Source organism: Shewanella marina JCM 15074 (assembly GCF_000614975.1).
In the GTDB taxonomy this organism is placed as follows: Bacteria; Pseudomonadota; Gammaproteobacteria; order Enterobacterales; family Shewanellaceae; genus Shewanella; species Shewanella marina.
Genome location: NZ_BALM01000004.1, coordinates 141,588 through 166,923 on the forward strand (window position 1 = coordinate 141,588; position 25,336 = coordinate 166,923).

A 25,336-nucleotide genomic window follows, 5' to 3' on the forward strand; every position below is an offset into this window, starting at 1 on the left:
TGGAGGAGAGCGATTGTACAAATTTATGGGACTTGTATTACTGTTGTTTTCGTCAACAGAAGTTGCTAGCGATGAAATTGAAAGAATCAAAATAATCGCTAATCAAAAATTGATATCAAATAATCAAAATAGATTAATAAATTCAGATCTTATTGATGTTAACCAGCATCATAATGCGACTAAGATTACTGAGATAATCACTCGGATACCTGGGCTGAGCTTAAATGGACAGGGAGGATTATGGCAGACTTGCAGTATTCGTGGTTTTTCCCGTTGGCGAGTGCAAAACTTGTTAAGTGGTATTCCTATCATTACAGATAGAAGGGCGGGTAATAGTCTTTCTTTTTTCGATCCTAGTTTAATTGCAACAATCGATGTAATTAAAGGCCCTGCATCTACCTTTTTTGGTTCTGGTAGCATTGGCGGTGTCATTAATATTGAACCTATTATTGATCAACCATTTAAAATTAATTCAGGTTTTAATAGTTTTGGTGAAGAAGTTGCTGTATCGACTACTGGGACGATTAATGACGTCAGTGCTGGTTTAGCATATAGAAAGTCAAATAATGGTAAGTCTGCTAATCAGCAATTGTTGAACAGTATGTTTGAACAATGGTCTGGGATACTGAATTACAGTACATTATTGAATAATGAGGTGGAATTAGCGCTACAAGTGATTCCGACCTATGGCAAAAATATCGGAAAACCTAACAGGGATTATCCAACCAATAAAATCACAATATACCCTGAAGAAAAACATCTTTTATCTAAAGTCAGTTTGAGTCAGTTAAGTGAATGGCAACTGATGTTATATACTCATCAACAATCTTGGCAGAGTAGTGTATTACGTATAGGTAAGAGAACGAATAATATTGATTATGCTGCGTTAGATTGGGGTGGCAATTGGCAACAACAATGGCAGTATGCTGAGCTTGTTGGACATATTGGAATTGAAACTCACCAGCGTACCAATGTAAAAATAAAGGAAGTTGAATATGATTTGTTAGGTCAAATAAATAGACAACAATCGAATTTAACGGCGGATGAACAGAGTTATTCTATATTTGTTGATGGCAATTATATTATTGATAGCTGGATATTTAATACAGGTATAAGATCTGATTGGTATCAGCAGTCAGATGCTGTCGAACAATTTAGAGCGGATCATATTACCGGCTTTGCCAACATCAGTTATCAATTTAATGAATCTTTACTATTACAAGCTCAATGGGGAACCGGTTTTCGTTTTCCATCATTAACTGAACGATTTTATCAAGGCACTACGGGAAGAGGGGTTGTTGAGGGGAATTTGTTACTGCAACCTGAGTTGGCGAGCAATATTGATTTAGGGATGTTTTATTCAAGTGATAATTGGCAATTAAAGCTGAATTTATTTTCCAGTGATGTGAGTGACTATATTGAGCGAGTCGTCGTGGGAACGGTTAATGGTGATGATTTACTGACTTATATTAATCTTACATCAGGCACCATAAAAGGGGCTGAAATTGCAGCTAATTGGAATTTAAATCAACGCTGGTTACTTGATTGGTCATTACAGATACAAGAAGGAAAAGATCAACAAGGGAATTATCTTTCTGATATTCCTGCGGCAGAAACAAGATTTCAGCTAAATTATCAAACACATTTTTCTGAACATGCGTTGGAGTATATATATCGATTTACCAAAGGTAATTATGGTTCTGGAGAGGAACCTCTTGCCCATACTCAAATAATTAATATTAATAACACATTTGAGATAAATGACAATTTGGTCATGTCACTGTCAATAAATAATTTGACCGATCAACAATATTATCCTACTGCAGATGACTTGGCTTCAATGATGCCTGGTAGAGAGTTTAATCTGGCATTTGAATATTCATTTGATTAAACGATAATTAACTTAATTACCGTTTAATCAGTAAAATATTATGACAGATAAAAACAAAGGTTTATTGTTTGCGTTCATTGGTATTATGATTTTGAGTTTTGATAGTTTGCTCGTGAGATTAGCAGCCACAGATCCTTGGAATGTTTTGTTTTGGCGAGGGCTATTTCAAGCGCTTTCATTGATTATGTTTCAGTTGATATTTAACCGTAAACAGCTGTTAATGGCATTTATAAAACCATCAGCCATGTTAATTTGTGTGAGTATTATTTTTGCAGCGTCTACTATCTGTTTTGTGGAATCACTCCATTATACCCAAGTTGCAAGTACGATAGTCATTGTTAATACAGCACCATTGTTTACGGCAATATTGGGATCTATTTTACTTAAAGAAAAATTACATAAGGCCACAATTTTTGCGATCTGTATTGCTACCGCGGGTATCTGGATTATCTTCTTTTTTGCACCTAGTTCAGGTCAATGGGTAGGTAATTTATTTGCAATTGTGACTGCATTATCGACTGCAATATACTTAATCGTGATGCGTAAAACTAAAGGTGAACAAATTGCCAATTATTTGATTCTAGCAGGGCTTATTGTCGCATCATTCTCTTATTTTAGAGGAGCACAGCCGCTTTCAATCAGTTTTACGCAAATATCGTATTTATTCTTGTTAGGTTTTATTGTTATTCCTGCCGCTTATATGTTTATATCAAAATCACCAATTTATATTCCTGCCGCACAAACCAGTTTAATTTTGTTAGCTGAAATTCTATTTGGACCACTGTATGTATATATTATTTTACATGAGCAAGCATCTTTTAATGATATTATTGGTGGCGGATTAATTCTTTTAACTTTAGGTATTTACAGCATATATATGCTTAAAAATGAACAATCTTAAAATTGATTGACTTCATCAAATTTATTTAACTTGATGAAAGTAAAACAAAACTAAAATTAACATGATAAATAGTGTTAATGACTAAAGTTTAAATAATCATCTTTTATTTTTATAACTGCTTGTTTTAATTTGGTGTTTACTAAATGTTTACTAAATGTTTACAAAAATTAACATTTTTACTTTCATTTTTTGACTTCTGAATTATCATTTTAAGTAGCACTTTTACACTATACGTAGTAGTTATCAATTGAACTTTTGGTTTATTTATTTTGGTTATTTCAATTTACTTATTCTGTAAGTCGCTGTTTTGATTATTTAATTAGTTTAGTGCTGACATTCTGAATTTTATAGGAAATTTAATTTATGAGAAAGTCAGTAAGCTTACCTTATATGGTTTTGTCTCTAGGATTAGTGGGGGTATCAGGTTCTGCAATCGCAGGAATTGATAAAAATTTACAACCTCCTCAGAAGTTTGAAACTAGAGTCTTAACCTCTGCAAAAGTTGGTGTTTCAAAGCCAATACGCGATATAAAAAATAATATTCCAGAATTAAGTCCTCAACGTAAATTTAAGCTAGCAAGTAGTGGTGATTTAGTTCCTGGTATTAATCAAAATACGATGGTTCCGAATCACTTTCCATTTGAAAATAGATGGAAAAATGCCAAAAAAGTGGTAGATAAAGCATTACAGTCTTCAATGCCATTAACGAGATCATTTACCATGACACCTGATGTTGGTGTGTCATTTGATGGTGTTGGTAATGTTTTAGGTGTTGCACCACCAGATACTAACGGTGACGTAGGACCTAACCATTATGTACAAACCGTTAATGTCAGTATGGCGGTATTTGATAAATTGGGTAATACCTTAGTTGAACCCTTTGCCATTAATGAATTATGGGATGGCTTTGGTGGTAAGTGTGAAGAAAGAAATAGTGGTGATCCGATAGTTTTATACGATGGTATGGCTGATCGTTGGATGATTAGTCAATTTGCTTTAGATGGCACTGACAATCATGAGTGTATTGCTATTTCGCAAACATCAGATCCTACCGGTGCTTACTTCCTATATGACTTCCCATATGGTGAGTTAATGAATGATTATCCACATCTAGGTGTGTGGACTGATGGTTATTATATGGGGGTTAACCAGTTTGATCCGAATAATAACTTTGCATGGTCTGGTGGCGGTGTAGTCGCTTATGAGCGTGATAAAATGCTTATAGGTGCAGAAGCACAACAAGTCATCTTTAGTATGCAAGGTAATTCTCCAGAAGTGTTTACACCTATGCCATTAGATATTGATGGTATTGCTTTACCAAACCCAGACCAAAATCAGTTATTTGTTTGGGCTGATGGTGAAGGTGATAGTGTATTACATGTATGGGAATTTGATGTCGATTGGAACAATGCTTCGGCCGCGACTTTTTCACCAGTCGTTGCGTTAGAAGTGGCAGAGTTTAATGCACCTGATAATGCTGTGCAGCCAAATGGTGTGTCACTGGATAGTTTAGGTATCCGCTCGATGTTCCGTGCAGCTTACCGTAAATTAGAAAACCGTAGCGCAATTGTATTTACTCATAACGTTGCCGGCGCTGATGGCAGTACTCCTGCTGTTCGTTGGTATGAACTTGATTTAAATGAGTCAAATGGCGATGTTTCTGTTCGTCAACAGGGTACATTTGCACCTGATGAACAAGCACGTTGGATGGTCAGTGGTGCGATGGATGTTCAAGGCAATATTGCGTTAGGTTACTCGTTAACCAGTGATGATAAGCATCCATCATCTTTTGCTGCTACGCGTTTAGTGGGTGATCCATTGGGGACTATGACCAGTGAGATTGAACTAAAAGCGGGTGGTGGTTCACAACAGCAGATAAACCGTGGTCGCTGGGGCGATTACTCAAGTATGAGTGTTGACCCTGTAGATGACTGTACTTTCTGGTATACCACTGAATATTATAAAGCCGAAGATAACAATACCTTGGCTTGGTCAACTAATATTTCTAGTTTCAAAATCCCTACTTGTGTCGCAGGACCTTCTGGTTCGATTTCTGGTGTAGTAACTGATGCCAGTTCTGGTGAACCATTAGCCGATGTAACCGTTAGTGCAGGTAATGCCGCAACTGTTTCTGACATCAATGGTCAATATAATATAACAGTACCTGTAGGTAGTTATGATGTGACATTCAGCCGTTATGGTTGGCAGTCGGTGACATCTGCAGATGTGGTGATTGAAGATGAAGAAGACGAGGTGATTAACCAAGCACTTGTTAGTGCTGAAAGAGTAATGGTATCTGGCACTGTAACCGATGGTGGTAGTGCAGGCTGGCCATTGTACAGTAGAGTTAAAGTTCAGGTTCCTGGGGATGTGTTAGTGACATATACCAACCAGAAACTGGGGCATTTAGTTTAGATTTAGCGACTGGGACGAGTGTTAAGATTACCGCTGAAGCATTAATGACTGATGGTTATCTACCACAAGAGTTAGAGCTTATTCCTGCTGGTGAAGTTAATGCGGACATGATGCTGGATTTAAATGCTAACTGTACTGCACCTGGTTACGCATTTAATACTCCAAGTTTCCAAGAGAAATTTGAAGGTACTTTCCCTCCAACAGGTTGGTCTACCACAGCATTAAATGACACCACAACAACTTGGGTTCGCTCTGATGAAACTGGGCGAGGTAACATAACCAATACAGAGGGGTATAGTGCTTTAGCTGATTCTGATGATGCTGGTTTTGTTGATGTTGACACCGTATTGATGACACCTACATTAAATGTGGCTGAGCTTGAAAATACCGTTGTTGAATTTGTTGCAAATCATCGTACCTATACAGGTGCAGATTCTCTTGATTTAGAAATCATGGTTGATGGTGGTGAGTGGCAAAGTGTATTGACATTGGATAATAACAACACACCTAAGAAATACAGTGTTGATTTAGCCGAGTTCTTAGATGGTGCGACAGCGTTTGCATTACGCTGGCATTACTATGATGCTAATTATGAGTGGTATGCTGCAGTTGATGATGTTGTGATTGGTACACCTGACTGTGTGATGCAAGATGGTCAAATGGTTGCGGGTTACATTAGTGACGCAAATACTATGAATGCAATCATAGGGGCTAATGTTAAATCAGGTGAACAAGTCTTAATGACAAGTGTTGTTACTGAGGCTGATGACATGTTAGCCGATGGCTTTGTATACGGCTTCATTCCTGCTGCAGCTGACTTAACGGTAATGGCGAATAAGTACCCAACTGTTGATGTGAATGTTGGTGACTTTACATTAGCGACACCAGTTGAGATTGGTTCAGGTTATTTAGAAGCTGATGCTGTTGACATCGATATTATTACAGGGCAAAGCACGATTGCTTATCTTGATCTATTCAATACAGGTTCAGCAGATTTAACTTATCGTTTATTAACATTGCCTAGAGCAGCAGACTCATTACCATATGGTCCATTCCATGCCAGTGGCCGTCACTTTGGTCCTAAGAACTTAAATGATCTGAATACCAATAAGATCCGTTACTTCCCTGAAGTGTATGCTCCTGAAATGTTAGCAGGCTCATTTGTTAGTTCATTCCCACTTAACCAAGGTTTTGGTTGGGGAATTGTATTTGATAAAGATAAAGAAGCTGTTTGGGTTTCTGATGCTAAAGCTGGCGGTGCGGCAGTTGATCAGCTCGTAGAATATACTAGTGCTGGTGCCTTAACGGGTAATACTATTGCTACGCCATATGTTGAAACTGGAGGTTTTGGCGCTGATCTAACTTATAACCCATTTACTGAGTCTTACTGGCAGATTAATGTTGGTGGTGATAACTGTGTGCATGAAATATCAGCCACAACGATGAGTGTTACAGGTGATAAGATTTGTCCAAGTTTCAGTACATCACAACGAGGTCTAGCATTTGATCCTGTATCTGATACCTATTATGCAGGTTCTTGGAACGACAGTATTATTCATCAGTTTAAGCCTGATGGTGAAATTATCCGTTCTATTAATGTTGACTTAGGTATTTCTGGTTTAGCTATTAATCCAGAAACTGGTCATCTATTTGTTGCTGATAGTGGTGGTGCGTACGATATCTTTGTATTAGATACTAATACTGAATTGCTTGATATTGTGGCAGGTTATCATGTTCGCTTAGATAGTGACGGTGATGGTACACTCGATTTAGAGTTAGAATCTACTGCGGGCTTAGACATCGATTGTAATGGTAATTTATGGGCAGTCGATCAGGCTCAACAAATGGTGATTAGCTTTACTTCAGAAGAGACTGGTGTATGTAATTGGAATAATATTCCATGGTTAAGTCTTAATGAAGATATGGGATATATTGCCGCTGGAAGTAATGATATTCTTCGTCTTTCAGTTGATGGTTCTAGCCTAACTCAAGGTCAGTACGATGCGACCTTACTCGCAATTAACAACACGCCATATGGTAATGTTAAGATCCCTGTGACCTTAACAGTAACTGATAACGAGTTGCCAGTTGTTAAGTTTACTGCCAAGAAGAAAAAGCTCAAAGTGACCTTTAAGAGCCAAAGTACAGATCCTGATGGTTCAATAAAATCACAACATTGGGACTTTGGTGATGGTAAGCAAGGTTGGGGTAAAAAGATTAAGCATAAGTACAGAAAACCTGGTACTTACACGGTTACTCTTACCGTAACTGATAATCATGATGCTCAAACAAGCTTAACTAAAACAATTAAAGTGAAACGTCGTAAATAATTTAAGATTGTTTATTTGAAGTAAAAAGCATGCGTTTATCGCATGCTTTTTTATTGGTCGTCATCATTAATGGTCATCCATTAATGCTAATGCATTATTCTTATCAATTTTACGTTCAGCAATAGCCGCTGCAATAAACATGGCAACGTAGCCACTGCCTAATGCCATAATGACTGCGATAATATTATGAGTAAAATCTCGGTAGATATGAAAACTAATGAGTAATGTGATAATACCTAAACAGCGGATAACCAAGCTGGTGGTAAATTTCCCATAAGCTTTAAGTAATGAAAGTTGATAGGCATTCAGCATCATTAAGATAAAAAACAGCGCAAAATGGCTAAGTACTGGCACTGCACCAAGGTAATCTGCAGGGTAAAGCGTACTTACAATAAAATGTCCCCCAAACCAGTTCACGCAGAGGAAGATAATACTGATAATAATGGCTATTTTGTAGAGCCAATGTTTAATGGCTTTTATCTGTTGGATATCCTTGTTTCGGACACAAACAGCAAGTTCAGGTAAGACAAAGCGATAAATAGGAAATACAAAAAGCAGTGTCATATAGGTGATCATTGGTCTTACTACAACTTGGAAGTCGCCCAGCTCTGACAGACTAAAATAGCGGATGGTGAGCAATACCATCATATAAATCATTAAGATACTGGCACCGGCTTCAAGTGATGAAGTAATACTTTTTTTGATGTAACCTTTTATGTGTTGATCTAATTCAACTTTGGCCAGAGGCTTGGTATCGATATCCTTACGGCGCAGAATATACATAAAATGTGCAATCAATAATGATGACAAAATCATGCTATAAAATAGCGCATCTAAAGCTGAAAACTTAAATAGATAAAAGCAGATAACAAAAAATATCACTTGTGATAATGGCTCTATCCAAATAACACGATTAGAAATGTCATAAAGCCGATACATGGCGATAAGATTAGTAAAATATACCTTTAATCCCATACTGACGATAATGCCAACCAATTGAATATAGGCGACATCAATGGCTAATTTATGTTTGATATAGGGCAGTACCACTCCCCAAGTAAACAGCACCATCGTGATGAGGGCGTACCTAAAAATATTGATGATATCTTTATCATTTTTAGTTTGGGAGTAGCTTACAACCATTGAGGAGCGAAACCCCGTCATAAGAATTAATGATAATGAAATAACATCAATGACGGTGTTGTAAATGGCTAACGAATCTTTATCAACTATTTGTGCTAACCAAATTTTAAAACTATAACCAATAGCAATACTGAGTATAGTTGCCCATAAACTTGCAATAAATGCGTTTTGAATGCGTTTTAGTGGTGAGATGGCTTCAGTCATGAACTAACAGATTGGAAACTTTGCAGCAATCATACTCGTTTCACTTATAAAACAAAGTAACGCTAGCGCAAAAAAGCAGCAATTGAATTTTATAGATATTTTATACTGAGTTGTCATGACATAAAAATGCTGGAATAAATGACTCTAGCATCACTTTTATCGCCGTTAATGGTATGATGTGCGCCAATATATACCGTTCAATCAATAGGCTTTTCATGAGTTCGGACCTAATGTTAAAAAATAACCCAATAATATTAGCGCTTGATACCTGTACAGAATCTTGCTCGGCTGCATTATTAGTTAATGGCCAAGTTTATGCACAGCAAGCTGATGCTCCTCGTGAGCACAGCCAGCGTTTATTACCTATGGTACAAACTGTACTGCAGCAGGCAAATATCACATTAGCAGACGTTGATGTTATTGCATATGGTCGTGGACCGGGTAGTTTTACTGGCATCAGAATTTGTACCAGCATGACTCAAGGTTTAGCACTGGGACAGGATATTCCTGTGGTTGGTATTTCGACATTAGCGGCAATGGCACAAATTGCGATTGATGCAGGTTCAAGCCAGGTTATAGCGGCCATCGATGCTAGAATGGGTGAAGTATATAGTGGACAATATGTTTCAAAACAAGGTGTTGCGACTTTAGTTGCAGCTGAGCAAGTTAGTGTTCCGCAAGATGTTGTGTTACAGTTAAGTGAACAACAAACGGTCAGTGGTTGTGGTACAGGTTTTGATGCTTACCCAGAACTACTCACATTAACAGCCAATATTGAGATGGTACCATCAGCAAAATTTCCTACCGCGGCGGCAATGATTACGATTGCGAAAAAAGCCATAGCGAATGGAGAGGCTACATCGGTTGATGAGTTAAGTCCGGTTTATTTACGTGATACCGTTACATGGAAGAAGTTACCTGGTAGGGAGTAAATAACAGCGTTCCGTTGTAGGAGTTAGTTAAATGCACATTCGCGCACTAAGCCATCAAACGATTAAATCGCAAAAATCCCAATCGAGTAAAAAATCAGATACAACAACACAATTAGTTGTTGTATCTCCTCCTGTGGTGATAAGCCAAGCTAGCGTTGAACAAGCTGCAAAAGCAAAGCTGGAATATGATCAGTTTACTAAAGCCGCTCATCATGGACTAACGACATACAATGACATTATGTATGCTGATAAAAGAGCCTATATTAAGCAAATGCTAGGCGTTGATGTCTATGTCTGATAACCCCAAAAAACCGATAATCTCTCCGAACTTACCCAGTAAAAGTCGTTTTATGGTAGAGCTTTTATTGGCGTGGATAATTGCGAGGTTACCTTGGTTTGGGGTGCCATTTAAATGGCTTGAGAGCTATTTTCATGAAATATCACACGCGATAGCGACGGTAATAAGTGGTGGCTCAGTAGCAAATATTCAATTGTTTCTTAATGGTGCTGGTTTTTGTTTTAGTCAAGGTGGAAATGTCATCCTTATTGGTTTAGCTGGTTATCTTGGCGCGGCATTATGGGGTGGTTTATTGTTTTATCTTGCTACTTGGATGCAAGGTATCCGTCTCTATTTTGGCTTAATAGCTGGTCTCGTATTTTATAGTATGTTGTTGTGGGCTCGAGATCCGTTAACGATTATTATTTTATCCATGTTATGCATCCTTTTTTGTTTACCGCTTAAGTTTCATCAAAATACTATATTAGTGAGCTTATTACGTGTGATTGCTTTGGTTGTGGTGGTTAATGCGATCAATAGTCCCACTGCATTATTAGGCATAACTGGGCAAGGTGATGCAGATATTTTAGCGGCTAACAGCATGATCCCGAGTTATTTTTGGGTAGCCTTGTGGTGGGTGAGCAGCTTATTTGTTTTATATCTATGTTGGTTAAGAATTCGACCGAATAATATTAAGCGTAATAAATAAGATAAACTTGTGTGTTATTTATTCAACAACAGCTCCGATGACATTGAAATTTATAAAAATTTGATATGTGTCAACTGACAAGGATAGACATATGTGGCAATCTTGCGCGCCTATGAAAAATGAAACCATTATTTTGGCACATATTGAATTAGCCGCTATTCGCTGGGGAATGGAAGATAAACCGCTAATTCTTGCATTACATGGTTGGCTTGATAACGCAATGAGCTTTAAGCCATTAGCAGAGCAGTTACAACGAGATTATCAAATATTAGCTGTGGAATGGCCTGGTCATGGTTATTCACAACATCGTCCGGGGCAATACCCATTGCAATGGAGTGATTATTTATTTGATTTACATTGTTTACTACAATGGTTTGGTATGCAGCAACCTACTGCAATAATGGGGCATTCGTTAGGCGCTATTATTGCGAGCAGTTATAATGCTATCTATCCTAAACAGTTCAATAAAATGATATTGATTGATGGATTATTTCCATTACAGGAAGAGGCTAAGTTAAATAAAGTTAGGCTGCAAAAAAGCTTTTTGGGTCATTATAAAAATGTATTAAAACAGCAGCAATTAAGACGTTATAGAAGCTTAGAGTCACTGGTTAAAGCTCGTCATAAATTAACTGGCCTCAACGAGACATTCTGTGAATTAATATTAGCGCGTAATATTAAAAATGATGATATTGGCAGTTATTTGGCTACCGACCCACGTTTAAAGTTGGATTCTCCATTAAGATTAACGGCTGAGCAAGTCGATAATCTTATGCAAGTCACTGACACGCCGACTTTAGTAATAACCGCTAAAGTGTTATCAGAGCAACAAGATTTATTAATGAGACAAAGTTTTAATTCTCTGGCTCATCACGTGATTGAGGGGGATCATCACTTACATATGACCTCTGCAGTCAACACCGCTAAATTAGTGGGTGGTTTTATAGCAAATGGTGATTGATACATGGCTTATGTCTATGCAAAATCATCTTTTTATGTGAAGATGTTTAAAAATCAAACGACTGTATGATTTACGGTTAAGAATAAATAGATAAATGGATTCGCCTGAAAATTCGGGCTCGCAGGATACTGCATTTATCGTTGAGGAATGTTAGGAGAGTTTTGTGGATCAGCCTTGGATTAATAATTTACCAGATGGTGTTTTGGCAGATATAGATGCCGCGCAATATTCCTCATTGGTTGAGATGTTTGAGATTTCGGTTGCCAAGTATGCGGATAAGCCTGCTTTTATTAATATGGGCGCGACCTTAACCTATCGTAAATTAGAAGAGCGTAGCCGAGCATTTGCCGCTTATTTGCAAAATGAATTAAAGCTCGAAAAAGGCGATAGAGTCGCACTAATGATGCCAAATGTGTTGCAATATCCTATTGCGCTATTTGGTATTTTACGTGCCGGCATGGTGGTTGTTAATGTTAACCCTCTTTATACCCCAAGAGAGTTAAAGCATCAGTTAAATGACTCTGGTGCAAAGGCGATTGTAGTTGTATCTAATTTTGCTCGTACTTTAGAAAAAGTTGTTGATGAAACAACGGTTGAAAGTGTGATTATTACTGGTTTAGGCGATTTATTAAGTGCCCCTAAACGGACATTGGTTAACTTCGTGGTTAAGTACATCAAGAAGTTGGTTCCTAAATATGATTTACCTCATGCGATTTCTATGCGCTTAGCGCTGCAAAAAGGTCGTCGTATGCAGTATATCAAGCCAGAAGTTGAACCTGAAGACTTAGCGTTTTTACAATATACGGGTGGTACAACAGGTGTTTCGAAAGGGGCCATGTTGTCACATGCCAACGTGGTTGCCAATGTGCTTCAAGCCGATGGTGCTTATAATCCATTATTAGCGAATGGCAAAGAGTTTATGGTGACGGCACTACCGCTATACCATGTGTTTGCATTGACGGTAAACTGCTTGTTATTTATTCATAAAGGCGGTAAGAATTTATTAATTACCAACCCTCGTGATATCCCTGGTTTTATTGCTGAATTAAAGAAGTATCCATTTACTGCGATTACCGGTGTTAATACGCTTTTTAATGCCTTAGTGCATAATGAAGAATTCAAAAATGTTGATTTTTCAAAGTTAAAGCTTGCTATGGGTGGTGGTATGGCTGTTCAGCGAGCTGTTGCTGATGAATGGCAACAGATTACTAAAACTAAGTTGCTTGAAGGCTATGGATTAACAGAAGCTTCACCATTAGTGACTTGTTGCCCATATGACTTAGAGGCTTATAACGGGTCTATTGGTTTTCCTGCACCATCTACGTTAATTCAAGTACGTAGCGAAGAGGGGCAAATCTTGCCTATGGGCGAAGTGGGTGAGTTATATGTTAAAGGCCCGCAAGTGATGCAAGGTTATTGGCAACGTCCTGAAGACACTAAGGAAGTGATTGGCGAAGATGGTTGGTTATCGACCGGCGATATTGGCCGTATGGATGAAAAAGGTTTCTTCTATATTGTTGATCGCAAAAAAGACATGATTTTAGTGTCTGGCTTTAACGTGTTCCCTAATGAAGTAGAAGATGTTGTGGTATTGCATCCTAAAGTACTTGAAGCTGCTGCAGTGGGGGTTCCGCACGATGTCAGTGGTGAGATTGTTAAAATCTTTGTTGTTGCTAAAGATAAATCATTAAATGAAAAAGAACTCATTAAACACTGCCGTATGCATTTAACGGGTTATAAAATTCCTAAGCTAGTCGAGTTTAGAGATGAATTACCAAAGAGCAATGTGGGTAAGATTTTGCGTCGAGAGTTACGCGACGAAGTGAAAAAAGCATAATGATTAAAGAGGCCGACATAGTCGGCCTTTTTATTAGCTTTAGTTTAACTCGTGTTATACTAGCAGCTTGTTTCATCCTCATTGTATTAAGAAATTGATACGCTTTGACTCGGTCAAATCTTTAATACAATAGGTATTACCTAGTAAGTGCAGTTGAATAAGCACAAAGCACTTCGGAGAGAACCTTGATAGCGTTTGAATATGTTAGTGACGATGCCGCATTAGCTGATTTGGTGGCTCATTATCAACAGAGTGACATTTTAGTTTTAGACACTGAATTTGTAAGAACCCGTACTTATTACGCCAACCTTGGATTAATTCAAGCTTATGATGGCAAACGGTTAGCATTAATTGATCCCGTTTCAATCACAGATTTAAGTGGCTTTTGGCAGCTTTTATCAAATCCGAACATTGTTAAATTGGTACATTCGTGCAGCGAAGATTTAGAAGTGTTTGCACATTATGGACAATGTCAGCCAACCCCATTATTTGATAGCCAGCTTGCTGCAAGTGTTGCCGGACTTGGACATGGGTTAGGTTATGCCAAATTAGTTGAGATGTGTCTTGATGTGAGCCTTGATAAGGGCGAGTCGCGTACTGATTGGTTAAAGCGACCGCTGTCTGACGCTCAGCTTCAGTATGCAGCTAATGATGTATATTATTTATATCAGTTATATCCAATTTTAAAACAAAAATTGATTGAGCAGCAGCGCTTAAGTTGGGCTGAAGAAGAAAGTCAGCGAATGACAGAAGGTCGGTTAGCTGAAATTGATTTTGACAATGCCTATTTGAAAGTAAAGAATGGCTTTCAATTAAATCAACAACAGCTTGCTTACTTGAAAGTGTTGTCCACATGGCGTTTACAAAAGGCGACTCATCGTAATTTAGCATTAGGTTTTGTTGTCAAAGATCATGGTTTAATTGGTCTTGCAAAGAAGCAGCCTAAGAATATGATGGAATTGGGCAAACTTGCGGATTTGACAGAGTTAGAAAAACGCATTAATGGCCGTGATATGCTAGCTGTGATGCAAAAGGCTGATTTGGATAATCTACCAGAGTTAATTGATGTTTTAGCACTACAGCCTGGTTATAAAGCTGGATTTAAAGAGATTAAAGCGCGTTTACTTGAGATTTGTGAAGCGGAACAAGTACCGAGTGAGTTAATGGCTGCCAAACGCCATATTCATGATTATATGAATTGGCATTGGAACAATAAACAGGGTGATAGCCCGTTATTGCTAAATGGCTGGCGCGGCAAATTAGCTGCACCAGCTTTGCTGTCATTGACATTTTAACGAGATAACAAAAAGCCCCTACATAGGGGCTTTGTTTATTTCTCAGGTAACGTAACATTGAGCTCTAATACTGAGAAGTCATCATCATTTTGATCGAACTGTACTGAAACTTGTTCGGCAGAAATATGTACATATTTTCGAATAACTTCGATAATTTCTTGCTTCATTTGCGGTAAGTAATCTGGCGCACCACGTTCACTACGCTGGTGGGCAACAATAATCTGTAACCTTTCCTTGGCTGTGGCTGCAGTATTACTCTTTTTGCTACTTTTGAAGTAATCCAATATAGACATAATTAGCTTCCAAATATTCTTTGTAAAAATCCTTTTTTCACTTCAGCTGTAAAGCGAGTGGTACGTTTTCACCTAATATACGATCAACGGCATCACTGTACGCTAGTCCTGCGTCGCTGTCTTGATCTAAGATAACTGGTACACCAGAGTTCGATGCTTTTAAAACTGATTGAGACTCAGGAATTACACCAACTAATGGAATCGCAAGGATCTCATTAACGTCATCAACACTTAACATTTCACCAGTTTTAACTCGTTTTGGTGAATAACGAGTTAATAGTAACAATTCTTGTATTGGCTCAAGATTTTCTTCAGCGCGTTTAGATTTGCTTTGTAAAATCCCTAAAATACGATCAGAATCTCGAACTGAGCTCACTTCTGGGTTGGTGGTTACAATGGCCATATCAGCATAATAAAGTGCCATCATTGCACCGGCTTCAATACCTGCAGGTGAGTCGCAAACAATATACTCGAATGTTTTAGCTAAATCGCTGAGTACTTGGCCAACGCCTTCTTTAGTCAGAGCGTCTTTATCTCGAGTTTGCGATGCAGGTAGAATAAACAAATTATCACAGCGCTTATCTTTAATCAGAGCCTGATTAAGGTTCGCTTCGCCATTAATGACATTGACAAAGTCATATACTACACGGCGTTCACAGCCCATGATTAAATCTAAATTTCGTAAGCCGATGTCAAAATCGATGACTACCGTTTTCTTTCCTTTTAGTGCAAGGCCTGTGGCAATCGCTGCACTTGAAGTAGTTTTACCGACACCGCCTTTACCTGACGTGACAACAATAATTTGCGCCATGTTTACTGTATCCTTTAAGTTGCCTACTATATTGGCAATGATTCAAAAATGAGTGATTCTTCTAAAAGTCGAATACAACCACTCGTTGCGGTATGTTCATGTTGAAAGTTTTCTGATAACCAATATTGTCCTGCAATGGAAACAAGTTCAGGATCCATTGAATGGGCGAGGATGACGCTTGCTTATCACCAGCGGCGCCAGCCATGGCCTTTCCGCGTAAAGCACCATAAATATGAATACTTCCATCAGCAATCACTTCTGCGCCATTGCCCACAGCACCAATTACAATTAAATCACCATCTTTAACATAAATCTGTTGGCCAGAGCGAATATTTTGTTTCACGATTCTTGTTGCTCTTGGCGGAGGTGGCAGAGCTTCTAATTGCTTACCAGATTTTAATACCGCAAATCCATGTTGTTTAGCTTGCTCAACTAAGGTTTTACAAGCCCCTGTAATCCCTACAATGATTAACTCTCTGCTTAATAATAAAGATTTTAACTCAACTAGGTCAATAAAGTCTTCGCCAATTGCAGCTAAATTTAAAACTAAAGGTGCACCAATAAAGAATTGAGGTGCTTGGGATAATTTCCTATCAAGGTCTGAGGTAAGTGTCGATAGGTCCGTGGTATTAATATGAAGCACGGAAAGTGTAAATGATGACCCTTTTAATTCGATGCTAGGTTTTTGCATTCTGGTTTAGATCCCGAGAATAGTTAACTATGTTTATACCCAATATACCTGAACATGTATTTTCAGTAAGTTAACGAGAGTAATCAAGCCCCATCTAATAATATGCAATGTTATATTTTGCTTGGAACTGATACGGCTAAAATATTGGCTTATGCTCAGTGCTATTGGCCTTATGTTAACGTATTTCTCAATCAATGATTGAGGTTAACTGCGCAATCGTGATGAATAATTGTCTAGTGCTTGTCAAACATCAATAAACTGAACTAAATTCTACATTTTCAAGTAACTTGGGTATACGCTAATGCATTAATTATTGTGCTGACATGTTATAGTGTGCGCCGTTGACTGGCAAGTCGAGTCCTTGGAATAAAGAGAAACATATGATTTGTGCTGTTTATAAAAGTCTGCGTCGTCCAGAAACCTATTTATTTGTGCCTAAGCGAGAAGCATTTGCTGATGTACCTGAAGCATTATTAAATATGTTTGGGTCAAGACAATTAGTGATGATGTTGCCGCTTGAAAAACGAGATCACTTAGGGTTCGCAGATATTGATAAGGTAAAAAGCGAATTAACTGATAAAGGTTATTATTTGCAATTACCACCACCGGTTGAGAATTTATTGGAAGCCCATAAACAATCAATTGGTTTTGAGTCTAAGTAATTCACATTACCATTCTGGTATAAGCCAGATTATAGAGTGTGGTTACTTTGGTAAAAGTGATATTTTGGTTTAGTTGAAATAGAAGAAAAGATATGTCGTTTTGGAATAGCAAGAGCCTTGCAGAAATGAGCACCCAAGAGTGGGAATTGTTATGTGATGGTTGTGGTAAGTGCTGCTTAAATAAGCTTATCGATGATGAAACAGAAGAGCTATATTACAGTAATGCAGCATGCCGTTTGCTTGATGGTCAAGAGTGTCATTGTACTCAATATAATGAACGTTTCTCGATAGTACCTGAGTGTACTCAAATTACAGCTGATAACGTTGCTGAGTTAACTTGGTTACCTGACTCTTGTGCTTATCGTCGTTTAGCGATGGGACGTGATTTACCGAGTTGGCATCCGCTGTTAACTGGCTCAAAGCAAGCGATGCATGAAAATGGCATGTCAGTCCAAAATAAAATTGTATGCGAAACCAAAGTTGTTGATATAGAAGATCATATAGTTATTTGGCCATTGCGAGACATGGATTAATTAACTTTTTAAACTGCTAAAAAACGCCCTTTATAGGGCGTTTTTTTATGGTGATTATTTGCTATTAGGATGTGAGTTTGGGCGTAATACTGGCCAGATAAAGATAACGAGTGCAACGATATATAGGCTAAAAGCGAAGATCATCCATTGTGCCATGGTAAGGCCAAGCATAGACCAGGGAATTTCACTGCAAAGTCCAGTAGGTAAAAAGATAGAGGGGAACCACTGATGTAATGGTAACCAATGCGGGAACTCAGGTAAGAAACCACAAGTTTCAAATGGTGATGGGTAGGTTTGCATATTATAGAGCTCAATAGCGAGTTTTAAGCCCCAAATAGCACTGATCCCCCAGCCAATTACAGCAATAAAACGAACCAGCCAAATTTTAGGCTGTAACATGCCCAGTAAGCCTGCGAATATTAACCCAAATACCGCGACTCTTTGATATACACACATAACACATGGGTTAAGTTTCATTACATGTTGGAAGAAGAGGGCAGTGAGTTCAAGAAATAGTGCCGTGGCAAATAATATAAACCACGCCTTCCTTGAATGTGCAAGTTGAGTCAATGTATTCATGTTGCGCCTTTTGTATAACAAAGTGATGGGAAATCCCATAAAAAAACGCCCTATAAAGGGCGTTTTAAAATCTACTTAACTAATTGAAATCAGTCAATCGATAAATAACTAGTGTGCAGGCAAAACTGCCGTCATTGCTTCTGCAACAGTATGATGTACAAGTATACCACTGTTATAGAATACTTGCGTCATGTGCTCTAATAGACCTTGCTGAATCGCTAGGATACCTACAATCGATAATACGATAGTGTAAGGCAGTGCCATCCATACCATTCGACCATATGACAGTCTAATGAGTGGAGCAAGTGCAGAGGTTAACAAGAACAAGAATGCGGCCTGACCATTAGGTGTTGCAACAGATGGTAAGTTGGTACCCGTGTTAATTGCAACAGCAAGTAAGTCGAATTGGTCACGTGTAATTTGGCCATCTAATAGCGCCGCTTTAACTTCGTTAATATAAACCGTACCAACGAATACGTTATCGCTCACCATCGATAATAAGCCGTTAGCAATATAGAAAATAACTAACTGAGTATTACCTTCAAAAGCAAGTGCCCATTGAATTACTGGTGCAAATAGCTTTTGGTCAATAATTACACCAACGATAGCAAAGAATACTGCTAATAAAGAGGCGAAAGGTAGTGCTTCTTCAAACGCTTTACCTAATGAATGCTCATCAGTAATACCGTTAAACGCAGTGGTTAAAATGATAACCGTTAAACCAATTAAGCCTACTGATGCAAGGTGTAATGCTAAACCGATAATTAACCATACGCCTACGAAGGTTGAATAACCAGCTTCATTTTGTCGCGAGTAGTACGGTTTGCATCTTCTTGATCTGCATAATCAGATAGAATCTTATGCACTGAATCAGGTAATTGTGCGCCGTATGAGAAGATTTTGAATTTCTCAACTAAGAAACAGGTAAAGATACCAGCAAAGAATACCGGTACAGTTACAGGTGACATACGGATAGCAAATTCAGCAAACTGCCAGTTAGCTTGTGATGCAATGATAAGGTTTTGAGGTTCACCTACCATTGTACATACACCACCTAAAGCAGTACCTACACCAGCATGCATTAAAAGGTTACGTAAGAAACCACGGAAATCATCAAGCTCTTGCTCATTGATTTGAGTGTTTTCTGTTGTATGGTCATGCTATCGCCAGAGTTAGTACCTGATGCTACCTTGTGGTAGATAGAGTAGAAACCCACTGCAACAGAAATGATTACTGCAATTACGGTTAATGCATCAAGGAAAGCAGATAAGAAAGCTGACGCGATACAGAATAGTAGCGATACAGCGATCTTTGAACGAACTTTTGTAATCATCTTAGTAAAGACGAATAGCAAAAGTTGTTTCATAAAGTAAATACCAGCTACCATAAATACTAGTAGTAGTAATACTTCAAGGTTCGCTTCAATCTCGTGTAACACCATACTTGGTGTCGTCATACCGATAATTACTGCTTCGATGGCTAATAAACCACCAGGTTGCAACGGGTAACATTTAAGTGCCATTGCAAGTGTAAAAATAAATTCAAGAACCAATAACCAGCCAGCTGCAAAAGGGCTGAAATGAAACACTATTGGGTTAATGATTAAAAAAGCTAGAATCGCGATCTTGTACCACTTAGGAGAGTTCCCTAAGAAGTTGTCAATAAACGCCTGACTAATTGCCGTAGGCATGTCTTCCTCACTATATAAGGTTATAGATTTTGTGATTAAAGTTTTATACAACGTGAATCACATTCCGTCCACGCTAAAGTAGCCTTTTTATTTGATAGAAGATATAACAGGTTTCCAAAAAACTGATCCAGTCTGCAAAAATGTATATTAGATTAAGGTTAAATGCATAATTAGTGACCAGTCAATGCATGCTTAGTACAATAGATACAATACTAACTAACAGTTTTAGTTTCCATTTTTGATAGCTCTGGTATCATCATCATCCATAAATACGCTAATTAATTGGATGTTTAGGCCGATGATAATCGATGCCAAGGGACCTGCTAGTTTCGCAGAAAAATATATTGTTCGTTCAATTTGGGAAGGGAAATTTCCACCAGGCTCAATTTTGCCTGCTGAGCGAGAGCTTTCTGAACTGATCGGTGTCACTCGAACCACCTTAAGAGAAGTGCTACAACGTCTAGCTCGTGATGGTTGGTTAACGATTCAACACGGCAAACCAACTAAAGTAAATGATTTTTGGGAGACCTCGGGTCTTAATATTTTAGGCACGTTAGCTGAACTTAACCCTGAAGGGTTTCCAGAGCTAGTCGATCAACTACTATCAGCAAGAACCAATATCAGTGCCATCTATTTTAGAGGTGCTGTACGCTATAATCCTGAAGTGGTGGTCAATGCGCTAGTTGATGCTGAGCATTTATCTGATGATGCTGCTAGCTTTGCTGCTTATGATTATGAGTTACATCATCAATTGGCATTTTCGTCAGGTAATCCTTTATACGTGTTAATTTTGAATGGTTTTAAGGATTTATATAGCCGAGTGGGACGTTATTACTTCTCATGTCAAGAAGCCCGTGAATTAGCACTTAATTTTTATAGCCAACTTAATATTTTGGCGAAAGAGAAGAATTATCTGGCAGTTCCTGAGTTAATGCGTAGTTATGGCGTTAGCTCTGGTATTATGTGGCAACGTCTACGTGTTGATATGCCTGCGAATATTGCTCAAGAAATTAAATAATATTAACCACCTTTAATAAAGCCAGTTACCTTGTTAACTGGCTTTTTTGTCTCTTAATTTTGTGTCTCATAATTAAGAGGCAAAAACTATAGAGAACAAGACGATGATTATGTGGCCTGTAATAGTCAAATATAGTGGTGATCCTGAGTTGCTCTATGTTGCCAATAGCGACGAGTGGCTATCAGATAGTACTTTACATGCATTAGGCTATGAACCGGGTGATATGCTAATTGATAGTCAAGGCCAAAAGTTTTTGTTAGCGTCTTCAGTTAATGGAAAACTTATTGAAGAGGCTATTGGTTTGATCAGCGTTGATGAGATGCTTTGCTTGGTTAAAACACATTGGCAAAGTCAGGGGGTTTGTTGCGTGGCTAAAACAACATTTACCACGATTACTGAAATGATTAACGCGCTTAAATAATCTTATCAAATTAAAGCTATGGCTATATAAGCGATAAAAAAGGCTAATTTGAATATATCAAATTAGCCTTATTGATTGCGTAAGTATCTGCTGTTTTATTAGTACTTATGCAACTTGTCTAGCAGCTTGTTCTTGTTGGCTTGCCATATATTCGTCAAATGTGCCTTGGAAATTAACCAATTTCTTATCTTTTACATCAATAATTCGAGTGGCTAATGAAGAAACAAATTCACGGTCATGGCTAACGAAAATTAAGGTACCTTCAAACACTTTAAGCGCATCATTTAAAGCTTGAATCGCTTCCATATCCATATGGTTGGTCGGTTCATCCATCACTAATACGTTAATTTCCAGCATCATAAGCTTGCCGAATAGTAGGCGGTTTTTCTCTCCACCAGAGCAATTTTTTGCTTTTTTATTGATATCATCTTCAGTGAATAGTAGACGGCCTAACATGCCACGAACCATTAAGTCGTTATGTTTAGGTGTGCGCCACTGTGACATCCAGTCAAATAAATTCAGATCGTTATCAAAATCGCTGCTACTGTCTTGTGGGCAATAACCAATAGCCGCATTTTCAGACCATTTGATGATGCCTTGGTTATTTTGTAAGTCATTAACTAGGCAGCGCAAGAAAGTAGACTTACCTACACCATTCTCACCAATAACAGCAAGTTTTGCACCCGCTTCAAGGATTAACTCCCCACCTTCAAACAACATTTCACCTTCAAAACCATGACCCATATTCTCAAGTACTAATGCTTGACGGTGCATTTTTTTTGATTCTTTAAAATGTAACGATGGGCTCACACGGCTCGATGATTTAACGTCATCAAGTTGGATTTTTTCTAATTTTTTAGCGCGTGAGCTTGCTTGTTTTGCTTTTGAGGCGTTAGCGCCAAAGCGATTAACGAAGTCTTGTAGCTCTTCCATTTCAGCACTTTTTTTAGCGTTACCCGATAAAAGCTGCTCTTGGATTAAGGCTGATGCTTCAAGGAAATACTCATAGTTACCAGGATAGATACGTAGCTCGCCATAATCGATATCAGCCATATGGGTACAAACTGTATTTAGGAAGTGGCGATCATGCGAGATAATGATCATAGTACACTTACGCTTATTTAATTCATCAGCCAACCAGTTAATGGTGTGGATGTCCAAGTTGTTAGTCGGCTCATCTAACAATAAGATGTCAGGGTTTGAAAAAAGTGCTTGTGCTAATAGAACGCGTAACTTTTTACCGGGTGCAACTTGCTGCATTAGGCCAAAATGCATATCTTCTTCGATACCAGCTTCTAGTAGGATTTCACCAGCGCGGCTTTCAGCACTGTAACCATCCATTTCAGCAAATTCGCTTTCAAGCTCCGCGACTTTCATGCCATCTTCTTCGCTCATCTCTGGCAAAGAATAGATACGTTCACGCTCTTGTTTGACCTGCCATAAATGAGTATCACCCATAATCACAGTATCGATAACACTGTATTGCTCAAAAGCAAATTGGTTCTGGCTTAATGTACCTATTTTATGGCCGGGAGTAATTGAAATGTTACCCGATGTTGGTGCTAGCTCACCGCTAAGGATCTTCATAAAAGTGGATTTACCGCAACCATTTGCACCAATTAAACCGTAACGGTTACCATTGCCAAATTTTGCAGAAATGTTTTCAAACAATGGCTCAGGGCCGAATTGCATTGTGATATTTGCGGTAGAAATCAAAGGAGTGTCCCAGCAGTTAACTTAAGAGTAGATTAATTATCGGAATCAATAAGCAATTATTGAACCAGAATAAAACAGCCGCGGATTATACAGAGTTTGTAGGTAAAATGTCGAGCAGCGCATACTGCTCTATAATTAATTAATGTTATTTGTGGTAAATAAGCGGTGATTTTCTTAAATTATTGATATGATGCGATCATTGAGCCATGCTCAAACCGTTAATTTAATGTGATAGTTGGATTTATGACTGAAAAGCAACAAAATAACCCATTACATGGCTTAAAATTAGAGACCATGATTGAAGAACTTGTGGGTTTTTATAACTGGAATATTTTATATGCAGCATTACGTTTGGATTGTTTTAATAACAAGCCAACCGTTACATCTTGTGTGACTTTCCTTAAGAAAACTGAGTGGGCACGAGAGCGAGTAGAGAATTTCTATCTGTATCGTTTTAAGCGTATGCCAAAAGCAAATTCAGTGCAGTTTCAGTTAAAACCACGTGAACGTGCATTTGTAGATGGCATTGCTCCACGTCAGCCACAAGAACTGACGGTTGAGATTATTGCTGAGATGCGTGCTAAAGCGACTGCTGATTATGAAGCAATGAAGCAAAATACTAAACGTGGTGGCTTTAACAAAGACCGTTCTAGTGCTCATCAGCCTTTTGCTCGTGATAATCAAGCACGAACTAATCGTGCTAAGCCTTCACAAGATCCTAAAAACCCTTGGGGTAAATAAGCCAATCTTGTAGGTATAACCTTATTTATTGAAGCATCTATTTGACGATAGATGCTTTTTTTATATCCATTTTTTCTTGAGGTGAAGGATTAATACTGTAACTTAGTAGCAATATATAATTAATAAAAGTAACAGTTCATATGGAGGTGCTATGGCCATTATATTATTAAGTCAGCCTGATAACGAGTATGCAGTAAATCAGATTAGCGCATTAAGTCAAAATAAACATACTCCACAAGTTGCTTATATTGCGTCATCGCCAGATCCCAAACGTCAGTTTTATCAACAAACGCAAGCTTATTATGCGGCGATGGATATGCAGCTTAATTGTTATCTTGAATTGGAAGATAACTTTGATGTGGGTATGGTAAAACAGCTGCTTGAAGCCGATATTATCCATTTAAGTGGTGGTGATACCTTTCGGTTTTTATACTGGTTAAAACAACGACATTTACTCCCAGCACTTCGCGCTTATGCAATACAAGGGGGTCATATTGTTGGAGTGAGTGCTGGGGCTATGATTCTGTCGCCATCAATAATGACTGCGCCATTATGTGGTGACATTAATAGCATTGGCCTTACCGATGATACTGGTTTAGGACTCGCGCGATTATTATATGTCCCACATATTGATTTAAAGAATATTTCAGTGGACTTATGGGATCAGATAACCCAAATCGATAGCAATATATTATTAGCTTCAGATAATAGTGCAGTAGTGATTGATAATAGTCAGAGTCATTATTTTGGTGAATATCAATGGAGTGATTCATTAAAGGAAGGCAAATTACATGGATGAAATAACGATCCGCGCAAGCGAAATACATGATATTGAAGCAATATGGCATTTATACTGTGAACCTAATAGTTACAGTAATACCTTGCAGTTACCTTATTCGAGTTTGTCTCAGTGGCAACAACGGTTAACGAACAGGACGAACTTCTATAGTTTAGTGGCTGTTGATGTGAGTGGAACATTATTAGGACAACTCGGGTTTGAACGTTTTGAGAGTCCGAGGAGACAGCATGTTATTAACTTTGGCATGGCTGTGACTGCAGCTGCACAAGGGCAGGGTATAGGCTCTGCATTAATTGAAGCGATGTTTGATTTAGCATTTAACTGGTTGGCTATTGCTAGAATAGAACTTGAAGTTTATACCGATAATAAAGCAGCTATTCATCTCTATCAAAAACACGGTTTTGTTATTGAAGCACCGCCCAAAACTATGCCTTTAAGAACGGTCGGTTTGCCGATGTATATTTGATGGCTATTTGTCGTAGCGCGT

At 38.2% G+C, this 25,336-nt stretch carries 21 protein-coding genes and 3 pseudogenes; 17 read left to right on the forward strand and 7 right to left on the reverse strand.

What is annotated here, in order from left to right:
• Positions 1 to 13: 13 nt before the first annotated feature.
• The 4 genes from JCM15074_RS05065 (at position 14) to JCM15074_RS24165 (ending at position 7,537) form a co-directional block, all read left to right on the forward strand.
• Complete coding sequence (locus JCM15074_RS05065) at positions 14 to 1,891, forward strand: TonB-dependent receptor (protein ID WP_148300729.1); 1,878 nt, start codon at positions 14 to 16, stop codon at positions 1,889 to 1,891.
• A gap of 40 nt (positions 1,892 to 1,931) precedes the next feature.
• Positions 1,932 to 2,792, forward strand: a complete 861-nt coding sequence (locus tag JCM15074_RS05070; RefSeq protein WP_025820243.1) for a DMT family transporter — start codon at positions 1,932 to 1,934, stop codon at positions 2,790 to 2,792.
• 363 nt (positions 2,793 to 3,155) lie between these two features.
• Positions 3,156 to 5,207 carry a carboxypeptidase-like regulatory domain-containing protein gene (locus JCM15074_RS21025; RefSeq protein ID WP_025820244.1) on the forward strand — a complete coding sequence of 684 codons (2,052 nt, stop codon included), beginning with the start codon at positions 3,156 to 3,158 and terminating at the stop codon, positions 5,205 to 5,207.
• 44 nt (positions 5,208 to 5,251) lie between these two features.
• Complete coding sequence (locus JCM15074_RS24165; RefSeq protein ID WP_025820245.1) at positions 5,252 to 7,537, forward strand: PKD domain-containing protein; 2,286 nt, start codon at positions 5,252 to 5,254, stop codon at positions 7,535 to 7,537.
• Positions 7,538 to 7,603: 66 nt separating this feature from the next.
• Here the strand turns inward: JCM15074_RS24165 and JCM15074_RS05085 are convergent, their stop codons facing one another.
• On the reverse strand, positions 7,604 to 8,884 hold the full coding sequence (locus JCM15074_RS05085) for an MATE family efflux transporter (protein WP_025820246.1): 1,281 nt from the start codon (positions 8,882 to 8,884) through the stop codon (positions 7,604 to 7,606).
• Between the two features lie 215 nt (positions 8,885 to 9,099).
• Between JCM15074_RS05085 and tsaB the strand changes: the two genes are divergently transcribed.
• The 6 genes from tsaB to rnd all read left to right on the forward strand — a co-directional run bounded on the left by tsaB (position 9,100) and on the right by rnd (position 14,895).
• A complete protein-coding gene (gene tsaB / locus JCM15074_RS05090) occupies positions 9,100 to 9,816 on the forward strand; it encodes a tRNA (adenosine(37)-N6)-threonylcarbamoyltransferase complex dimerization subunit type 1 TsaB (RefSeq protein ID WP_025820247.1) in 717 nt (238 codons plus the stop codon).
• A gap of 31 nt (positions 9,817 to 9,847) precedes the next feature.
• Positions 9,848 to 10,114: a hypothetical protein gene (locus JCM15074_RS05095; protein ID WP_025820248.1), complete on the forward strand. Its 267-nt coding sequence runs from the start codon at positions 9,848 to 9,850 to the stop codon at positions 10,112 to 10,114.
• Positions 10,107 to 10,802 carry a M50 family metallopeptidase gene (locus tag JCM15074_RS05100; protein ID WP_025820249.1) on the forward strand — a complete coding sequence of 232 codons (696 nt, stop codon included), beginning with the start codon at positions 10,107 to 10,109 and terminating at the stop codon, positions 10,800 to 10,802. The genes JCM15074_RS05095 and JCM15074_RS05100 overlap by 8 nt, the downstream gene beginning before the upstream one ends.
• Positions 10,803 to 10,893: 91 nt before the next feature.
• On the forward strand, positions 10,894 to 11,763 hold the full coding sequence (locus JCM15074_RS05105; protein ID WP_025820250.1) for an alpha/beta hydrolase: 870 nt from the start codon (positions 10,894 to 10,896) through the stop codon (positions 11,761 to 11,763).
• Between the two features lie 163 nt (positions 11,764 to 11,926).
• On the forward strand, positions 11,927 to 13,600 hold the full coding sequence (gene fadD / locus JCM15074_RS05110) for a long-chain-fatty-acid--CoA ligase FadD (RefSeq protein ID WP_025820251.1): 1,674 nt from the start codon (positions 11,927 to 11,929) through the stop codon (positions 13,598 to 13,600).
• A gap of 185 nt (positions 13,601 to 13,785) precedes the next feature.
• Positions 13,786 to 14,895 (forward strand): ribonuclease D, encoded by a 1,110-nt coding sequence (gene rnd / locus JCM15074_RS05115; RefSeq protein ID WP_025820252.1) that lies wholly within the window; start codon positions 13,786 to 13,788, stop codon positions 14,893 to 14,895.
• Between the two features lie 35 nt (positions 14,896 to 14,930).
• Here rnd and minE read toward each other — a convergent pair whose 3' ends face one another.
• The 3 genes and pseudogenes from minE to minC form a co-directional block, all read right to left on the reverse strand.
• Positions 14,931 to 15,188, reverse strand: coding sequence for a cell division topological specificity factor MinE (gene minE / locus JCM15074_RS05120; protein WP_025820253.1), 258 nt, complete (start codon positions 15,186 to 15,188; stop codon positions 14,931 to 14,933).
• Positions 15,189 to 15,190: 2 nt separating this feature from the next.
• Positions 15,191 to 15,999, reverse strand: a pseudogene (gene minD, locus JCM15074_RS21030) (septum site-determining protein MinD).
• 26 nt (positions 16,000 to 16,025) lie between these two features.
• Positions 16,026 to 16,690: pseudogene (minC, locus tag JCM15074_RS21035) on the reverse strand (septum site-determining protein MinC).
• Positions 16,691 to 17,070: 380 nt separating this feature from the next.
• Here minC and JCM15074_RS05135 point away from each other — a divergent pair.
• Positions 17,071 to 17,352, forward strand: coding sequence for a YcgL domain-containing protein (locus JCM15074_RS05135; protein ID WP_025820254.1), 282 nt, complete (start codon positions 17,071 to 17,073; stop codon positions 17,350 to 17,352).
• A gap of 92 nt (positions 17,353 to 17,444) precedes the next feature.
• Positions 17,445 to 17,885: a YcgN family cysteine cluster protein gene (locus tag JCM15074_RS05140; RefSeq protein ID WP_025820255.1), complete on the forward strand. Its 441-nt coding sequence runs from the start codon at positions 17,445 to 17,447 to the stop codon at positions 17,883 to 17,885.
• A gap of 54 nt (positions 17,886 to 17,939) precedes the next feature.
• On the opposite strand, the gene dsbB is transcribed toward JCM15074_RS05140, so the two are convergent.
• Both dsbB and nhaB read right to left on the reverse strand, forming a co-directional pair.
• Positions 17,940 to 18,464, reverse strand: coding sequence for a disulfide bond formation protein DsbB (gene dsbB, locus JCM15074_RS05145; protein ID WP_025820256.1), 525 nt, complete (start codon positions 18,462 to 18,464; stop codon positions 17,940 to 17,942).
• A 108-nt stretch (positions 18,465 to 18,572) separates the two neighbouring features.
• A pseudogene (gene nhaB, locus JCM15074_RS21040) lies at positions 18,573 to 20,154 on the reverse strand (sodium/proton antiporter NhaB).
• A gap of 298 nt (positions 20,155 to 20,452) precedes the next feature.
• On the opposite strand from nhaB, the gene fadR reads away from it, so the two are divergent.
• Together fadR and JCM15074_RS05170 are read left to right on the forward strand one after the other, a co-directional pair.
• The gene (fadR, locus tag JCM15074_RS05165; RefSeq protein WP_025820260.1) at positions 20,453 to 21,172 is read left to right on the forward strand and encodes a fatty acid metabolism transcriptional regulator FadR; all 720 of its coding nucleotides are present in this window, start codon (positions 20,453 to 20,455) and stop codon (positions 21,170 to 21,172) included.
• A 109-nt stretch (positions 21,173 to 21,281) separates the two neighbouring features.
• Positions 21,282 to 21,593: a DUF4144 family protein gene (locus JCM15074_RS05170; protein WP_159105271.1), complete on the forward strand. Its 312-nt coding sequence runs from the start codon at positions 21,282 to 21,284 to the stop codon at positions 21,591 to 21,593.
• 105 nt (positions 21,594 to 21,698) lie between these two features.
• On the opposite strand, the gene JCM15074_RS05175 is transcribed toward JCM15074_RS05170, so the two are convergent.
• Positions 21,699 to 23,309 carry an ABC-F family ATPase gene (locus tag JCM15074_RS05175; protein ID WP_025820262.1) on the reverse strand — a complete coding sequence of 537 codons (1,611 nt, stop codon included), beginning with the start codon at positions 23,307 to 23,309 and terminating at the stop codon, positions 21,699 to 21,701.
• Positions 23,310 to 23,552: 243 nt separating this feature from the next.
• On the opposite strand from JCM15074_RS05175, the gene JCM15074_RS05180 reads away from it, so the two are divergent.
• The 3 genes from JCM15074_RS05180 to JCM15074_RS21045 all read left to right on the forward strand — a co-directional run bounded on the left by JCM15074_RS05180 (position 23,553) and on the right by JCM15074_RS21045 (position 25,315).
• Positions 23,553 to 24,050, forward strand: coding sequence for a VF530 family protein (locus JCM15074_RS05180; RefSeq protein ID WP_025820263.1), 498 nt, complete (start codon positions 23,553 to 23,555; stop codon positions 24,048 to 24,050).
• Positions 24,051 to 24,201: 151 nt separating this feature from the next.
• Complete coding sequence (locus JCM15074_RS05185; RefSeq protein ID WP_025820264.1) at positions 24,202 to 24,849, forward strand: Type 1 glutamine amidotransferase-like domain-containing protein; 648 nt, start codon at positions 24,202 to 24,204, stop codon at positions 24,847 to 24,849.
• Positions 24,842 to 25,315: a GNAT family N-acetyltransferase gene (locus JCM15074_RS21045; RefSeq protein WP_306302214.1), complete on the forward strand. Its 474-nt coding sequence runs from the start codon at positions 24,842 to 24,844 to the stop codon at positions 25,313 to 25,315. The genes JCM15074_RS05185 and JCM15074_RS21045 overlap by 8 nt, the downstream gene beginning before the upstream one ends.
• Positions 25,316 to 25,336 lie beyond the last annotated feature (21 nt).